We start from the raw sequence: 15,525 nt of genomic DNA on the forward strand, positions 1-15,525 counted from the left end.
GCATAATGCTCTAATTATATCTGCTTTCGTCAAGGATATATTGCCTCCCAGACAATAGGAGGCCCCTGCCATGAAACGCATTCTCACAGCCCTTGCGGCCGCAACCACCTTTGCGAGCGCCGCGACCGCCGCTGATGACGAGATGAAACCTGTCATGACCGAGCTGAAAGACGGTGTTTATCAGTTCCACATGGCGCATTATTCCAGCCTGGTCGTGATCACCGATGACGGCGTCGTTGTCGTGGATCCCAACCAGGAATTCCGCGCCGAAGCAATGCGCGCCGAGATCGCTAAGCTGACGGATCAACCCGTGGTCAAGGTGCTATATTCCCATCCCCATTTCGACCATTCCCGCGGGGGGCAAATCTTCAAGGACGAAGGCGCCGAGTTCATCACGCATGAAGGGTGCACCGAATTGTTGGGCCGTGATCTGGAAAACCGGGTCGTGCAGCCTGATGTAACCTACGAAGGGGACGAATACCGGATCGAGCTTGGCGGTAAGGTCATCGAAATGCGCTACTACGGCTCGAATGACGGCCAGTGCAACAGCGCCATCTACATGCCGGAGGACAAGGTTCTCATGGCGGTCGATTGGCACCTTCAGGGTTTCGTGAACCTTCCCGGTCGCCTGAACACACATGACTATGTAGGCTCGCTGAACACGCTGCGCCGTGTGACGGCCGAACTGGATTTCAACACGGTCGTATCAGGACACATGCCGATGTCGTCACCGGAGCACCTGGCCGAGGATTTGGCCTTCAATGAGGCGCTGTTCAAAGCCGTGTCCGAAGGTCTTGCTGCGGGCAAGACGGTCGAGGAATTGAAGGAAACGGTCAAGCTGCCCGAGTTCAGCCACTGGTTCATGTATGACCAGAACCTGTCTGCCCATGTGGAGCGTATGGCCTATTCGATCTGGCACGGCCACTGACCTGAACAGACCGGGCAAGTTCACTGCCCGGTCCTGCCCCACCCAAATGACCCGAAAACGGAGCATGACATGTCCAAGAAAACCGAAACTACTGGCAAGAAGACGGTCATCAGCGGCTGGCATGAAGGCCGCAAGTATTTCATGGCCGAAAACGAATACACCTCGGTCGCGGCTGGCAAAGAGGACACGCAGTCCGAGTATGTCTTCGGCGCGGGCGAAATCGCGCCCGGCAGCTGCATCCCCGATCACTACCACAAGTGGGAAGACCAGACCTTTCACATCATCGAAGGTGAGCTTGAAGTCAAAATCGGCGATGAGGTTTTCAGGGCCGGGCCCGGCGCCAGCATCCAATGCCCGCGCGGTGTCTCCCACTACATGAAAAACGTGGGCGGCACGACGGCCAAGATCATCAGCTATATATTCCCCGGCGATTGGGCCGAAGATTTCATGGCAGAAACCTCCCGCCAGAATGAAACCGGTCAGCGGGATCTGAAGCTGATCGAAGAACGCTTTGGCGTTGTTTACCTGTAATGGTGTCGGAGTAACATTGATGAAACTCTACATCTTTGAAACCTGCCCTTTCTGTGTGCGTGCCCGCATCATGGCTGGCCTGAAGGATCTGTCGCCCGAACTCGTCTATGTTGCACCTGGGCAGATTCCTCCTGAGCTTGACGGCTGGATCGACAGATTGACCGTTCCGATTTTGCTGGATGGCGAGACGCTGATCCAAGGCAGCACAGAGATCATTCGCCATTTCGACACTGTTGGCGCGCCAAAATTGCCGTCATACAGCACAAGTCAGGAACTGGAGGACTGGCGCAGCTCGATTTCTGCGCCACTCAACGCTCTTTGTTATCCGCGCATGTCGCGCTTGAATGTCCCCGAACTGGTATCTCCTGAGGCGCAGGCCTTCTTTGAATGCGCAATACCAGAGCGGATCGGAATGACATTTGCCGACGCGCTTGCGCAAACTCCAAGGCTGGTAAACGAAGTCAAAGAGGCGCTGCCAGTAACCGCGCACTTTCTGAAGGGCAAAGACTTCACTTTTGACACGCTGGCTGCACTGGCGGATCTGCGGAGCTTAACGATGGTCGCTGAACTGAGTTTTCCTGAGCAGATTTCCGGTTCTTTTAGAGCGCTAATGACCCGAGCCGGAGTCGCACCGTTCATTCCCGTTAAGGCTTAAGATAGCTCACAGAAAAACCGTTGAACTCCCTTCTGCGATTTGGGAATGGCGATCTACTGGCATCGGAAACGAAAGATTGGCCAACGTCCGCTTGCGAGAAGCTGCGCCGCAGCATTCGACGGCGTTCCCAATGTCCTGTGGGCCGCTATTTGCCTGAAGCGCTACCAGCCCAAAATGGGTTGATAGACGAAGTGAACCGTTAGAGTGCACAGAGTAATGCCGCACAAATTGAGCCAAAGCCCGGCCCGGACCATATCGGTGATTTTAAGATCAGGATTCGAAAATACGATCGCATTTGGGGCCGTTGCGACGGGCATCATGAATGACATATTGGCTGCAAGCGCGGCTGGCACTGCCAGCAAAAGCGGGCTCCAATCGAACCCGACAGCAACGGCAGAAACCACCGGAAGTATCGTTGCGGCCGAGGCTGGGTTTGACATGATCTCGGTCAGAAAAACCATCATCGCAACGACTAGAAACACCATGGCCAAAACCGTGATGTCAATTGCTGACACCTGTTCTCCGATCCAATCCGCCAGCCCAGTGATCTGAAACGCCAAAGCCACGGCCAGCCCGCCGCCGATCAGGATCAATACGTTCCATGGCAATTTCACTGCGGTTTCCCAATCCAGCGCGAATTTTGCCATATCTGCGTTCACCGGGGTCGCGAAAAGCAACAAAGCTGCAATCAAAGCTACGCCGGTGTCCGTGATTGGCAATCCGGTGAAATGCGTGATCTGGTCCCCGAAAATCCAACCGGTTGCGGCAAGAACAAAGACCACTGCAACAGTCTTTTCCGCGCGGCCCATTGGCGGAAGCCGTTCCCGTTCAATGCGAACCGCGTCGGCAAGGTCCTTTTCCGCCAAGCCCTCGCAACGAAACAAGACAAAGCTCAACAAGGCCCAGGCGATGAATAACATTACCATTGTCATCGGAAGACCGATCATCAGCCAGTCGACGAACTCGACCGTTATGCCGTATTCGCCGGACATGATCGTCGCCAGCAAAGCATTGACGGGTGATCCGATTAGCGTGGCCATTCCCCCAATCGATGCGCTGTAAGCCACGGCAAGCATAAGGCCGACAGAAAACCGGCGCAGCTCATCCGAGGGCGCAACATTGCTTTTAATGAAGTCGATGACAGACAGTGCAACGGCGTACATCATGATTGTTGCCGCCGTGTTTGTGATCCACATCGAAAGGAATGCGGTGGCAATCATGAAGCCCAGGGTCAGATTGCGTGGCCCCGTACCGGCCCTTGAAACGATTGCAAGCGCGATGCGCCGATGAAGGCCGACAGCTTCAATAGCCATGGCCAGCATGAACCCACCCAGAAACAGGAATATGAGGGGATGACCATAGGCCTGCGTGACCGTAGCAATCTCGGCAACTCCGGCAAGAGGCATGACGATAACCGGCAGTAATGCGGTGGCGGCTAGTGGTATTGCCTCACTGAGCCACCATGCAACCATCCACGCCAGCAAGGCCAGCAACGTCCAGCCCGCCTCGGACATTCCGGGCGGTGGATCAAGCGAACGAACGAGGAAAAACAATATCGGGCCCGACAGTAACGACAGGAATACGCGCCAACGGGAACGGACAGACTGGACCTTAAGCTCCTGCATTATACCAACCTTCGGCGTAACAATCCCAACGATATGCCTACGCAGCGCTTTTGGCCGCGCCTTATGTCAGACTAGGGCAAATATCTGTCTTATGTCATCTGCAGGTTTCTTATTCGGGTGTAGCGGGCGATGAGCCAAACGGTTTGAGTAACTTAAATTTCCGCGTTTTACAGACCGGTTATGCCGCTAGAAATCGCTACAATCCCCTGCCTCGAACACAACTACGCTTTCTTGCTGCATGACGCTCAGAGCGGTGAAACCGCCGTTGTCGATGTGCCCGAAGCAGAAACTGTTAGCGGCGCACTAAAAGAGCGAGGATGGTCACTGTCGCACATCCTGATTACGCATCATCATAGGGACCATTCAGGTGGTGTAGTGGCATTACACCAAGAACATCCATCCCAGATAATCGGCGCCTCGGCGGATGCCCATCGATTGCCAGACCTCCATCTTGCTGTCTCGGAAGGCGAGTCCTTTGAGATAGGCGGAGAGCAGGTTCAAGTGTTGGATGTATCTGGCCACACGCGGGGCCACATTGCTTTCTATTTCCCAGATACTGGTGCCGTCGCCAGTGGCGACAGTCTAATGGCACTGGGGTGTGGGCGGGTGTATGGGGACGGGCCTGCACAAATGTTTGAAAGCCTCCAAAAGATTGCTGAATTGCCCCCTGAAACATTGGTGCTATCGGGGCATGAATTCACTGAAAAAAATGCCAATTTTGCGCTTACATTGGACCCAGAAAATGAGGCGCTTAAGCGTCGCGCTGAAGCTGTCCGTGATTTGCGCGGTCGCGGTTTACCCACGATCCCCTCCAAACTGTCGGACGAATATGTTACAAACCCGTTTCTCAGATGTGATGACAAGAGTATTCAGAGAGCTGTAGGTCTTGAGGGCGCAAATCTTGTCGATGTTTTTACAGAGATCAGGGCGCGAAAGAACAAATTTTAGAACCCTGACTAATTTGGGAGACCATCTCTCCCAATTGAACAAGGTAAGACTTGCTAACGAGAGTTAGGTGCAAAGCCGTGTCGCATATACCAACCTTCAATTCACTTATGGCCAACGGCACGTTTGAGCAACGATCAGTAGGTTGAAAGGAACGTTATGCATAGTTGGGTGGCGCACGCTATTTCCAAGATCAATTCGGATGCACATCGGTCGGCTGACACGCATTTGTTCAAGCTGCCTGTCCCTGGGCTGACCGGGGTGGATCTGTATCTCAAAGATGAAAGCACGCATCCAACCGGGAGTTTGAAGCACCGGCTTGCCCGCTCTCTGTTTTTGTACGCCCTCTGCAATGGCAAGATCAAAGAGGGAACAACGATTGTCGAGGCGTCATCGGGCAGCACAGCAGTGTCCGAAGCCTATTTTGCGCGCATGATTGGATTGCCCTTCATTGCGGTCGTGCCCAAAAGTACAGCGCGCAGCAAGATCCGTATGATTGAGTTTTACGGTGGCCAGACCCATTTCGTCGACTCTGCACCTGAAATGCACGGGACCTCGGTTGAATTGGCAGGTTCAATAGACGGCTATTTTATGGATCAGTTTACCTATGCTGAACGCGCGACGGACTGGCGTGGCAACAACAACATCGCCGAAAGCATTTATCGCCAGATGGAATGGGAGCCGCATCCTGTTCCCGCAAAACTGGTGATGAGCGCGGGCACAGGCGGGACATCGGCAACACTCGGCAGGTACATCCGCTACAAGGGATATGGGACCGAGCTAACCGTCGTCGATCCTGAAAATTCGGTATTCTATGACAGCTATCAAACCAGAGATCGAACCCTGACATCCAACACCTCCAGCCGTATCGAAGGCATCGGCCGACCCAAAGTTGAGAACTCATTCCAACCGGATGTAATCGACCAAATGATCAAGGTTCCTGACGCCGCAAGTGTCGCCACCATGCTTTGGCTTGAAGAGTTGATTGGACGACGGGCCGGCCCTTCGACAGGCACAAACCTATGGGGCGTGCTGCAAGTGGCAGGAGAGATGATGAATCGCGGGCAAACAGGCTCAATTGTCACGCTTCTTTGCGACAGCGGTGATCGTTATCTTGATACATATTATGATCCGAACTGGATTTCAGATCACATTGGAGACTTGAGACCATATTCCGATACTTTTGCTCGATGGATGCTGTGAATTTTTGCAAAGACAGCTTCTAAACAAAGTTGGCACACGAGAGTGCCTAGGCTACAGGGAACGGTTATTCCCTTCGCAAAGTTACTGCTCCTGTCTGGCGCAGCCAATGTTCACTTCCTCTTTAAAGTGTCCGAATACCATGTCCGCTTCGAGCTGTGACCAGGCAAACATGCGTAGTGCAGAGAACGGCAACTCTGAGCCCAATGTGACCGATGTTGCTGACCGCCCCAACCTGATCAAACCAGTTGAAAGCAGACATTGGTCGATCACTTAGAAAAATCTGTCGCAGGCTATCGCTTGGGCCACGACCAAGATACCTGCTCGGCCGCTGGAGCGACCGTTTCGCCAGTATCTTTTTCAAGGCGATGCGCGAGCACATCATCCTCGCTCAAAGCTTCCGCCAACACCGGACTGTGAGAAATGACGATGATCTGGCTTCGCTTGGAAGCTTCCTTAATCAGGCGCGCCAAAGGCAGCATCAGGCTAGGGTGCAGGCTTGTTTCGGGTTCATTCAGAACCATTAGGCTTGAAGGTCGCGGCGTTAACAATGCCGCCACTAGGAACAGGTATCGCAGGGTACCATCAGATAACTCCGCTGTGCTGAGCGGACGCAGAAGCCCATGCTGTCGCATGCTAAGAACGAACACACTATCTTTTGCATGAACTTCGACTGAACTACGCGGAAACGCGTCAAGGATCGTCTCATCTAGTGTGACTGGGTCGCCAATTTCCCGAATTGTCTCAATCGCAGCCGCTAGGTCCGAACCGTCACTGGCGAGAATTGGCGTTCTCGTGCCGACCTGTTGCTTTCTGGCAGGGGCGTCACGATCGGTCCGAAGCTGATCGTAGAACCGCCAATTCCGCATGCGGTCCCGTAAGTGAAGCAGCTCCAATGCGTCTTTCGAGTCGGTCGCGTGGGTCATCATACTATCAAATGGTGGAAGTGAAGTCGCCGCTTGGCTCCACGATCCGGCCTCTGAACGCACCCGGACACTCGGTCCATGGCGCTCTGCAATTGCGTTGTTTCGGCTCAACTTCTCGCCGATCCACATTGCTTCAGTCTTGATCTCAGGATCGTTAGAGAAGGTTGAGACTTCCGCTGGTAATCCGAGCTCGACTGCGTATCCGTAATCTTCGGACGCAAAGCCAAGCTTGAGACCTATTGGCTTGCTTCGCACCGTTCCAGTGATGGGAACCTCACCCGACTTAATCCTTCGTGACAGCACTTCGGGACCCGCCCACATGGTGGAACTTAATCCTCCTTCGAACGCAAGTGTGGAGATGAGCCTTCCTTGTGATACCTCTCCCAGCATTCGAAGAGCGCGATACAATGACGACTTTCCTACACCGTTGCCACCGGTGATCACTGTCAAAGGAGCAAGTGGCAAAACCAGATTCCGAAGAGATCGATAGCCGGAAACAGCAACAGTAAGGATCATTTCAAGTCATCCGACCTAAATAACGATGCAACAACAACGCACCTATCAGAGCATATGTAGGATGTCCGCAATAGGCCTTGATACAACCTTTGGCGCAACCGCAGTGAAATCTCACTTCATCCGCGTCGTGCCAGTTCATACGGCGTGCAACGAAAGTCGATCCATACCGGACCAGCCCTTCGTGCAGATCGCGGCGGGGGTGCCAGGAGAGCCCATTTTCCAAATGCTGCACGTGGATCGAATGGCCGCTATCGCGTCGCCGCCTTTCTAGTTCATGCAGTTTTCTTGCAAAACTTTGAGCGTCCTATTGATCACGCTGCGCACCTCAGGAAGAAATCTGTCCTCATGATGTGTTACAAGCCATTGATCGTGCGTTAGCTCGGTAATTGGTGATGATATCCTCTCAAGCTGTGGAAACTTTGCACCGATGAAGGTGGGGAGAACAGCGCGGCATGAACCGGCGAGGGCCAAGTCAAGTGCGTTGCGTGGCTGTGTAGTCTCAACGTCCTCTTTCGTTCGCGGCTTGGTTTGAACCCATTGAGCGGAGGGGGTGGTTCCCAGAACACGTGCCCAGCCTGTAACGCTTTTATCTTGAGCATAGACCGCAAAACGAACCTTACCAATGCTGCGACCAGCAAGCCGCGTGTCGGCAGGGCGGTGATTGCGAATTCCGATAACGGCTTCACGATGCCCGATTTCCAATGTCGCATCGTCCGCAATGAACCGAAGTCTCACAGGCTCCCTGCCTGCAATGTAGGAAACCCTTTCGCAAAGCACATGCGTCACCCAACTCCCCGCGGAAACCTTCACCAACGGTCCCGCCCACTCGTTCTTGTCGTTCACCAGGGGCAGGATACGGTTCTCCAACCCGGCGACGTTGGCCAGCAGGTCCTCTCCGTCGGGAGTGAGCGCGTAGCCACGGGCAGTTCGTTCAAACAACTCTTGGCCCAACCGCCTTTCCAACGCCAACATTCGCCGGCCAAGGGTCGGCGCACTTTTTCCCGTTGCGGTCGCCGCTGCAGACAGACCGCCAAGCCGGGCCACTGCGAGAAACAGACGCAGATCGTCCCAATCCAACATCATTTCATTCATGAAATGACCATTGCAGAATGTTTCATTTTTGTGAAGGAACGGACGTGTTCTAGTGCCGGCGATGATATCTGGAGGTATGAGATGCGCTTTCTAGACCAGGAAATTTCGCCTATTGGCATGGGATGCTGGCCAATCGGTGGCCCAATGTTTGCCGGGAATGAGACAGTGGGCTACGCAAATTCTGACGATGTGGAATCCGTCCGGACCATCCATGCGGCGCTGGCATCGGGAATCACGCTTTTTGATACCGCTCCTGCCTATGGCGCAGGACGTGCGGAACGGCTGCTAGCCCGCGCTCTCAAAGGTCGTCCGGATGCGCTGATCGCAACCAAGATCGGTGTCGCCATTGACGAGGAAAGCAAACAGCTTTTGGGGAACGAAGAAGGCCCAGGCACGGTGGGTACTGCAATCGAAGCATCACTTACGAGGCTCGGGCGAGACCGGATTGATCTGCTTCTGTTGCACCTCAACAGCCTTTCGGTAGCAAGGGCAGAAGCGATTTTCGACGAGGTGGAGCGGGCGCGGATAGCGGGCAATGTGGGTGCCTACGGTTGGAGTACTGATTTCTCCGTCAATCTCTCGTGCGTGGCGGAGCGACCAGGGTTTGCGGCCGTCGAACACGCAATGAACGTTTTACTGGATGCACCAAGGATGCAAGGCATTGTCGATGAATATAACCTCAATGCATTGATCAGGTCGCCGCTTGCGATGGGTCTACTGTCTGGAAAATACAATGCCCAGTCGACAATGCCTGACACGGACATACGTTCAACCTCCAATCCCAGAACGAACTATTTCAAAGATGCTGCCGGAAATCCCGAATATTTGCAGAGACTGGATGCCGTACGGGACTTGCTGACAACGGGACGCCGCAGTCTGGTTCAAGGCGCAGTCGGTTGGCTTTGGGCAAGGGGTCAGACGAATATCCCTATTCCTGGCATACGGACAGTGGAACAACTCGAAGATATTGCGGAGGCGTTGTCCTTTGGGCCTCTGCCTGCATCTGTCATGGGCGAAATCGAAACAGTGATCGAACGCAGCCCTGCTGAAGCGATAGACCGTGCCCGCTAGAAAATCTAACCGACTATCTTGGATGAAGAGGTTCCGATGAGGGCGATCCGCAAGATCATCGCTCATTTTTGGTAAACAGACCTTGGCACAGTCGCAGCGAACCGGCGGTTTGTTGCGCTCCTCAGCCTTTTCGCGACCCGTGAAATCAGAGACTTGATCCCAGACGATAACGCGACCCAGGCGGTCATTGGTTTCGCCGTCTTCGCGTGCTTCTTTTGTGTGCATTTTTACGCAAAAGCCGCATTGGTTGATCTGGGATGCGCGCAGCAACATCAAATGGTGCAGCGTCCGGTCCAAGCCGTGGCTGTCCAGCGCCGTATGCACGCTGACCATTGTCTTCAGAACATCCGGGATCTCCTGATCATATCTTACAGCTCTTTTCGTCGTCATTGTCTTGCTCCTTTTAGGTTTCGCGACCTGGTTTGTTATGTTGACGATTTACCTGATCCGTTTGTGACGCTGCCTTCCAAAAAAGGTGCCACATAATTGCATTCAGACCTCGCTCGGTTTGTGACACGCGACCCCAAGCATGACTAAAAGCACCCCGAGAACATCAATCGGTGACGGATGCTGCCCCAACACTACGATACCGATGATAGTTGCCGTTGCCGGCAGGAGAGCCAGCAGGAGGGCGAAGCTGGCACGCGGCAGCCGGGCCATCGCGAGTTGATCGCAGACATAGGGAATGACAGACGAACAGATACCTACGCCGATACCTGCCAGCACTAGCAGGGGCGCTCCGAAAGCATCAAGCGCCTGTAAGAAGCCGATGGGCATCACAAGGACGAACGCTGCTGTCATGGCCGCTCCCAAACGTTCCACGCCTCCTGACGCACCGGCTTCGGATATCTTGTGTCCTAGGATGATATAGAGCACGAACAGCGAGCCGTTCAGCACCGCCCATAAAAGGCCCAGAAGATCAGATGTGAGCGCCGGACCATCTGCGACAAGCAACGATGGTATGTCGATCAGCAAGGCCACGCCGATGATTGCGAACCCGAGGGCGAGATAATTGCGCCGCGTTCGAAGCCCCCAGAGCGCAATCCCGATGGTGCCGACGAACTCGATGGCAGCAACCAGTGAAATCGGCAGCCGGTCAAGGGCCAGATAAAAGGAGCTGTTCATGACAGCCAGGCAGCCTCCGAGCACCAGAAGAAGCATGCGCTCCCGGTTGCTGGACTTCTTGTACGTCCACCAAGGTTTCGTGATAGGTGCGAAGACTAGGGCCGCCGAGGCGATACGAAACCAGGCAACCCCTAGTACGCCAACGACCGGGAAAAGCAGGACCGCGAAGGCGGGACCGAGGTAGTGGAAAACAGCAGAAACGCCGAACCATGCATGAGTGGGAGCGATCTCGGACATGCACGACAGGACTCCGGAGGCCTTGGCGAGGGATGGTTTTGCGGGGGCTTGATCTGTCATGCAGCCATAGTGCAAGGTACATGGGAGCCTTGATATGGAGATCAAGTATGTCTTTAACGGAGATGAATCAAAGATCGAAGGACAATGCTCGATCTCACCTTCGTTCCGAAAACTCGGGCCTTGACCGTATGGATGCTGCGATTCTGCGTGAGCTCTGTGCAGATGCGCGCATCCCTCGTGCGGAACTATCGCGTCGTGTAGGTCTTTCTGCTCCGAGCGTAGCGGATCGTGTGCGGCGTCTTGAGGATTTGGGTATCATTATGGGATACGGGGCACGCATCGACCCGGCTCGCCTTGGCTACGGCCTGACTGTCCTGATCCGGGCACGGCCATTGCCGGGCGAAATGCAGAACATGATCGAGGCGATCCAGAAGACTTCCCAGATCGTTGCCTGTGATCGTGTTTCCGGAGAAGATTGTTTTGTCGCGCGAGCGCACGTTCGGGATGTTGCCGAAATGGAAGCGGTGATAGACCGGATTGTACCTTTCGGAGCTACGAATTCTTCTATCGTTCAGTCGTCACCAGTCCAAGAGCGCCTGGTCGAACTCTAAGTTGTTGCAGGGAAAGCGGGCTGTGACTGCGGCATCGCGGCACTGGGTTGAGCGCCCGCTTTAGGTCGTTTCCACTTAATAATCAGTCAAGGCATGGACGTGCGCCATCGCGAAGATAGGCAGATCCGAATCCTTACGTGACGTTGGTGCAACTGCAGTAAGAGGCAGCATTGAGCTAGTCGGAGCCAAGGTCTTTCAGAACTCCAAGCTCTATGACGCAGGGGGCTCGCTCCTTGTCACGGCCCGTTAAGCTTGCAATCCAGTATATCAGCGCGGAGCCGTTTCGAGGTCTTTGCGGGGCGGGTCCCATGGCTGTGCACAATCTTCGAAAACTGTGAACATGGGGCTGAAAACACTGGGATCATCCAATGTCCCCGCGTGCAGGTAAATCCGCTCCGGAAAGCGTTCGGTTCGGCTTGTCATAGGTGAGCCGCAGATCGGGCAGAAGCCCGAGAACGTAGCAGCTCCCGCATCGCTCCCCGCCTCGAACTCACGGATTTCCCCATGAACTTCCAGCTCATCCACGAGCACGGCAAAGGCGGAAGAATGACCCGTTCCGGTCGAATGCTGGCACTTGCGGCAATGGCAATTGAAAGAAAATTCCACTTCGTTTGCGGATTCATATCGCACTGCACCGCAGGCGCATCCACCGGTGATCTGATCAGTCATTTTTCCCTCCTCTTCAGCCAGTCGCTGAGACGCTCGATGCCGTGGCTCCATCCGTAGGAAAGCGCGTCTGCTGCGGATCGGTTTGGTAATTGCTCGTGCACGATGCTGACCCGGACACCGCCAGCCTCTTCGGCAAATGTCACAGTCACCAGAGACTCGCGTCCGTTTGTCAGATGCTTGTCTTCCTCGCTTTCCCATGTGAATACCAATCTGTCTGGTCGGGATATCTCGACATACCGCCCACCATGGTGCGATGGTCGGCCGACCTGTGGAACCATCCGAAACCGCCAGCGGCCGCCCGAAACAAGGTCCAATTCCAAGACCTCTGCTTGGTAACCCGGCGGGCCAAACCAATTCGCAATGGCATCGGGATCCGTCCAGCCGGTAAATGCCGTATCGCGATCTGTATCGAACCACATACTTTCGCGGACATTGTAGGTATTGTCCGGTGCTTCACGCATCAGGCTCACCATTAGAGTGCTTGTCGATATATGCGCCGAACGATTTGAGTTTCTGCCCCCAAAACGCCTTATGCTGGTCAACCCATTCCAGGGCCGGATCCAAGCCGAATGGGGATAACTCGCAGTGGTGCTCTCGGCCCTTCACCACGCGCTTTATCAGTTGCGCTTCCTCCAGCACTTTAAGGTGTTGGGAGATCGCGCCCGCCGTCATGTCATGGCTGCGGCCCAATTCCTTGACCGTCTTGCTGCCCTCGAGCAGTTCATCCAGCATCTGGCGCCGTACGGGGTTGGCAAGGGCAGAAAAGGTTGAGTTCAGATCGTGCATATTTTAGAAAAACCTATAATGTTTAGTAAAAACTAAATCATTGAAGGCTGTGCTGTCAATGTTGCGAGTTAATGAGAGGGTTGAAACGTTGAAAAACAGAAGGTTCTAAGCAAATTCAGGCAAGATACCGGTCACCAGCAGGCAGCCACGCGGTAACTAGCGGCCGCTTTGCCCGCATAAATGAATTTAGGTCAGGCTCAAATTTGCAGATGCAGCGAAAGTCTCCTTCGAAGGGCGGCGTTGCAGCATTGCAAGTAGTTGCTAGAGGTCCTCTGTGGGTGGCTCCTGCATTGCAAGAGTTTTCTGGTGATCTTTGCAGTCGTGTTCGTCAGTACCTTCGTCCGTCTGGCCTGTTTGTGCGGTGGTGTTCCGCTGGCCCTGATGAATTCCGCGAGCAAGGTTCCAATCGGCTTTGCGATCTTAGATGGGGGTCGCTGACCTTCCCGAAGTGTCCTTGCTCTTGGTTGACTTAAGTCCGCATCATCACTTCAACGTCTTGCATCTCGTGGGCAGCTAGCGGTCAGAACGCAGGCTGCCGGTAATTCCTGTTGCCACCCAAAACAACGAGTTTCAAATCCTACTTCTTTCAAACGAAGTGTGCCCATTTTGGCCGCTTCGACCTGCCTTAGGCGGAGAGGCAAATCTTGTTCCTGTCCAGATCCCTGACATAGGCCGAGAAGCGTGGCCCACGTTGCTTTGGTTCACCTTCGCTCGTTCCGCCAAGCTCAAGGGCCAATGAGTGTAGCCTTTCTACCTCTTCATCTGACCCGACGCTAAAACCAACCATAGTTCCATTGCCGATTGTGGCGGGGTTTTCGTCGAATGGGATCGCGGCTGCGAATGCAAAATCAGGTCCTAGCCAGTATGTCATTCTGTCCGTTGGCGAGACGCGCTCTAAACCTGATTGCGCGAAGAACTGGTCATAGAAGTGCGTTGCAGTGACCATGTCGTTTGTTCCGACGACGAAGTAGTTCATTTGCATTGTGCGATGTCCTTTGAGTTTGCGAAAATTAACAGGTGCGTCACTGACCGGTCAGTTTGAAGAACTCGATCAACTGGCCATTGGGGTCCGTGATCTTGAGCAAGTGGATATTGTCCCCGACACCGGGATCTTTCATTTCGACCACGATGGATACTCGGTGATTAACTACCTCTACACGCTGGACAACACGTTCGACAGCGCGCTGGCACGGGAATGCCGGGGGTTGAAATTCGATCCCGACGGCAAACTGATCGCACGGCCGTTCCACAAGTTTTTCAACTTGGGCGAAAAGCGTCCGGTGCAGGAAGAGCCTTGGGATGCATCTCATGCGGTTCTGGATAAGCTGGACGGTTCGATGATCCACCCGGCGATTGTGCGCGGTGAATTGGTGTTCATGACCCGAATGGGCATTTCCGCCCAGTCCCGGGCTGCATGGGCTGTTGCAGGACCTGAGGTCAAAGCATTTAGCGCCGATATGATCGAGGCAGGCTTCACGCCCATCTTCGAATTCACGGCGCCCGAGAACCGGGTGGTGCTGGCCTATGACGTTCCGCAGCTGACTTTGCTGGCGATCCGGCATATGCGGACGGGGGCGTACATGCCGCAGCCGGAACTGGAGGCCGTCGCCATTCGGCGCGGCGTTCCCATCGTCGCGCAGTTCGACAGCGTCGATGCCGTGCACCGGTTTTGGACTGACGCTCAGGCATTAGAGGGCGTAGAAGGCTACGTTATCGCCTTTAAGGACGGCCACAGGCTGAAGATCAAAGCGGATGCCTATGTCTTGCGGCACAAGGCGCTGGCCGGGCTGGCACATGAGAAGAACCTGCTGGCTTGGGTTGCCAAAGGTGCATTGGACGATGTCTTGCCGCTACTGACGCCAGAGGCTGCTGAGCAGGTTCAATCCTACCATGACAATGTCATGAGGGCGGTCGACGTGCAGGCTGGCGAGATTGACGCCTTCGTGTCTGAGCACCGGGAGTTGGCTCGGAAAGAGTTCGCGCTGAAGGCCAAGACAGAGCTTGATCCGCGGTTGCAATCTGTTGCTTTCCGGGCGTTGGACGGGACGCCGCCCAGTAAGAGTCTACTGGATATCCTCGAACGGGCCTCAGGTTCTGAGAACAAGGTCGAGGCGATCCGGCCGCTCTTCGGGATGCAGTGGCAGCCGATCAATACGCCAGAATAAGAGTGGCGGGGGCGATGCGCATTGCCCTCGTCAGCAATGCTGGAAGCATGTGATACGAAAACGGGCGGAAAGTTTGAATTCGCCGCGATGTAGCGCTCCTTGAGGCATTGGCGGGTAAGCGGACCTTGGTTACCGCGAGACCTTACGCGTTGCAGTTAATTCTGAATTTCCGGGCATAGGTATCAATCACAAAAGATTCCGTTGATGCTAGAACCTGAGAGTGAGCGCTGTTCTTTTCTGCAAAAGAGTAGCCGGGCTGGACGATGTAGATTTCGAACTGATAGTCCAATTGGTTTCTTCTTGAGATTAACATCCTTAGGGTCAGGATCTGTAATTTGTGGAGCTCGGCGGTGTTTCCCTTGAGGGTTTCAAGGATCTGTCCGCACTGATTGCTGTGAGGCGACCGTGCTGTATCGGGTTTCACAAGGCCGAACGTTGCATTG

At 54.5% G+C, this 15,525-nt stretch carries 17 protein-coding genes and 1 pseudogene; 8 read left to right on the forward strand and 10 right to left on the reverse strand.

The window, feature by feature from the left end:
- Nucleotides 1-70: 70 nt before the first annotated feature.
- The 3 genes from MHN28_RS22185 to MHN28_RS22195 all read left to right on the forward strand — a co-directional run bounded on the left by MHN28_RS22185 (nucleotide 71) and on the right by MHN28_RS22195 (nucleotide 2,114).
- Nucleotides 71-928 (forward strand): MBL fold metallo-hydrolase, encoded by an 858-nt coding sequence (locus MHN28_RS22185; RefSeq protein WP_239344924.1) that lies wholly within the window; start codon nucleotides 71-73, stop codon nucleotides 926-928.
- 69 nt (nucleotides 929-997) lie between these two features.
- Complete coding sequence (locus MHN28_RS22190; RefSeq protein WP_239344926.1) at nucleotides 998-1,459, forward strand: cupin domain-containing protein; 462 nt, start codon at nucleotides 998-1,000, stop codon at nucleotides 1,457-1,459.
- A 19-nt stretch (nucleotides 1,460-1,478) separates the two neighbouring features.
- Nucleotides 1,479-2,114 carry a glutathione S-transferase N-terminal domain-containing protein gene (locus MHN28_RS22195; RefSeq protein ID WP_239344928.1) on the forward strand — a complete coding sequence of 212 codons (636 nt, stop codon included), beginning with the start codon at nucleotides 1,479-1,481 and terminating at the stop codon, nucleotides 2,112-2,114.
- 161 nt (nucleotides 2,115-2,275) lie between these two features.
- Here the strand turns inward: MHN28_RS22195 and MHN28_RS22200 are convergent, their stop codons facing one another.
- A complete protein-coding gene (locus MHN28_RS22200; RefSeq protein ID WP_239344930.1) occupies nucleotides 2,276-3,739 on the reverse strand; it encodes a DASS family sodium-coupled anion symporter in 1,464 nt (487 codons plus the stop codon).
- A 180-nt stretch (nucleotides 3,740-3,919) separates the two neighbouring features.
- On the opposite strand from MHN28_RS22200, the gene gloB reads away from it, so the two are divergent.
- Nucleotides 3,920-4,687: a hydroxyacylglutathione hydrolase gene (gene gloB / locus MHN28_RS22205; protein WP_239344932.1), complete on the forward strand. Its 768-nt coding sequence runs from the start codon at nucleotides 3,920-3,922 to the stop codon at nucleotides 4,685-4,687.
- Nucleotides 4,688-4,843: 156 nt separating this feature from the next.
- Complete coding sequence (locus MHN28_RS22210; RefSeq protein ID WP_239344934.1) at nucleotides 4,844-5,887, forward strand: PLP-dependent cysteine synthase family protein; 1,044 nt, start codon at nucleotides 4,844-4,846, stop codon at nucleotides 5,885-5,887.
- 290 nt (nucleotides 5,888-6,177) lie between these two features.
- Here MHN28_RS22210 and MHN28_RS22215 read toward each other — a convergent pair whose 3' ends face one another.
- Together MHN28_RS22215 and MHN28_RS22220 are read right to left on the reverse strand one after the other, a co-directional pair.
- Nucleotides 6,178-7,326 carry an AAA family ATPase gene (locus MHN28_RS22215; protein WP_239344936.1) on the reverse strand — a complete coding sequence of 383 codons (1,149 nt, stop codon included), beginning with the start codon at nucleotides 7,324-7,326 and terminating at the stop codon, nucleotides 6,178-6,180.
- A 267-nt stretch (nucleotides 7,327-7,593) separates the two neighbouring features.
- Nucleotides 7,594-8,418 carry a LysR family transcriptional regulator gene (locus MHN28_RS22220; RefSeq protein ID WP_239344938.1) on the reverse strand — a complete coding sequence of 275 codons (825 nt, stop codon included), beginning with the start codon at nucleotides 8,416-8,418 and terminating at the stop codon, nucleotides 7,594-7,596.
- A 3-nt stretch (nucleotides 8,419-8,421) separates the two neighbouring features.
- Here MHN28_RS22220 and MHN28_RS22225 point away from each other — a divergent pair, with 3 nt between their 5' ends.
- Nucleotides 8,422-9,489: an aldo/keto reductase gene (locus MHN28_RS22225; RefSeq protein WP_239344940.1), complete on the forward strand. Its 1,068-nt coding sequence runs from the start codon at nucleotides 8,422-8,424 to the stop codon at nucleotides 9,487-9,489.
- A 138-nt stretch (nucleotides 9,490-9,627) separates the two neighbouring features.
- Here MHN28_RS22225 and MHN28_RS25140 read toward each other — a convergent pair.
- Nucleotides 9,628-9,879: pseudogene (locus MHN28_RS25140) on the reverse strand (carboxymuconolactone decarboxylase family protein); the annotation flags it as partial.
- Nucleotides 9,880-9,981: 102 nt separating this feature from the next.
- On the reverse strand, nucleotides 9,982-10,851 hold the full coding sequence (locus MHN28_RS22230) for a DMT family transporter (RefSeq protein ID WP_239344942.1): 870 nt from the start codon (nucleotides 10,849-10,851) through the stop codon (nucleotides 9,982-9,984).
- A 107-nt stretch (nucleotides 10,852-10,958) separates the two neighbouring features.
- Here MHN28_RS22230 and MHN28_RS22235 point away from each other — a divergent pair, with 107 nt between their 5' ends.
- Complete coding sequence (locus MHN28_RS22235; RefSeq protein ID WP_239344944.1) at nucleotides 10,959-11,462, forward strand: Lrp/AsnC family transcriptional regulator; 504 nt, start codon at nucleotides 10,959-10,961, stop codon at nucleotides 11,460-11,462.
- A 267-nt stretch (nucleotides 11,463-11,729) separates the two neighbouring features.
- On the opposite strand, the gene MHN28_RS22240 is transcribed toward MHN28_RS22235, so the two are convergent.
- The 4 genes from MHN28_RS22240 to MHN28_RS22255 all read right to left on the reverse strand — a co-directional run bounded on the left by MHN28_RS22240 (nucleotide 11,730) and on the right by MHN28_RS22255 (nucleotide 13,899).
- On the reverse strand, nucleotides 11,730-12,131 hold the full coding sequence (locus MHN28_RS22240) for a GFA family protein (protein WP_239344946.1): 402 nt from the start codon (nucleotides 12,129-12,131) through the stop codon (nucleotides 11,730-11,732).
- A complete protein-coding gene (locus tag MHN28_RS22245; RefSeq protein ID WP_239344948.1) occupies nucleotides 12,128-12,592 on the reverse strand; it encodes an SRPBCC domain-containing protein in 465 nt (154 codons plus the stop codon). The genes MHN28_RS22240 and MHN28_RS22245 overlap by 4 nt, the downstream gene beginning before the upstream one ends.
- Nucleotides 12,585-12,917: a helix-turn-helix transcriptional regulator gene (locus tag MHN28_RS22250; RefSeq protein WP_239344950.1), complete on the reverse strand. Its 333-nt coding sequence runs from the start codon at nucleotides 12,915-12,917 to the stop codon at nucleotides 12,585-12,587. The genes MHN28_RS22245 and MHN28_RS22250 overlap by 8 nt, the downstream gene beginning before the upstream one ends.
- 625 nt (nucleotides 12,918-13,542) lie before the next feature.
- Nucleotides 13,543-13,899, reverse strand: a complete 357-nt coding sequence (locus MHN28_RS22255; protein WP_239344952.1) for a VOC family protein — start codon at nucleotides 13,897-13,899, stop codon at nucleotides 13,543-13,545.
- A 19-nt stretch (nucleotides 13,900-13,918) separates the two neighbouring features.
- Between MHN28_RS22255 and MHN28_RS22260 the strand changes: the two genes are divergently transcribed.
- Nucleotides 13,919-15,082 carry an RNA ligase gene (locus tag MHN28_RS22260; protein ID WP_239344954.1) on the forward strand — a complete coding sequence of 388 codons (1,164 nt, stop codon included), beginning with the start codon at nucleotides 13,919-13,921 and terminating at the stop codon, nucleotides 15,080-15,082.
- A gap of 142 nt (nucleotides 15,083-15,224) precedes the next feature.
- On the opposite strand, the gene MHN28_RS22265 is transcribed toward MHN28_RS22260, so the two are convergent.
- Nucleotides 15,225-15,525, reverse strand: a 301-nt coding sequence (locus tag MHN28_RS22265) for a hypothetical protein (protein ID WP_239344955.1), incomplete at its 5' end; no start/stop codon positions are given.

It is taken from the genome of Ruegeria sp. Ofav3-42, assembly GCF_022347725.1.
Classification (GTDB): domain Bacteria; phylum Pseudomonadota; class Alphaproteobacteria; order Rhodobacterales; family Rhodobacteraceae; genus Ruegeria.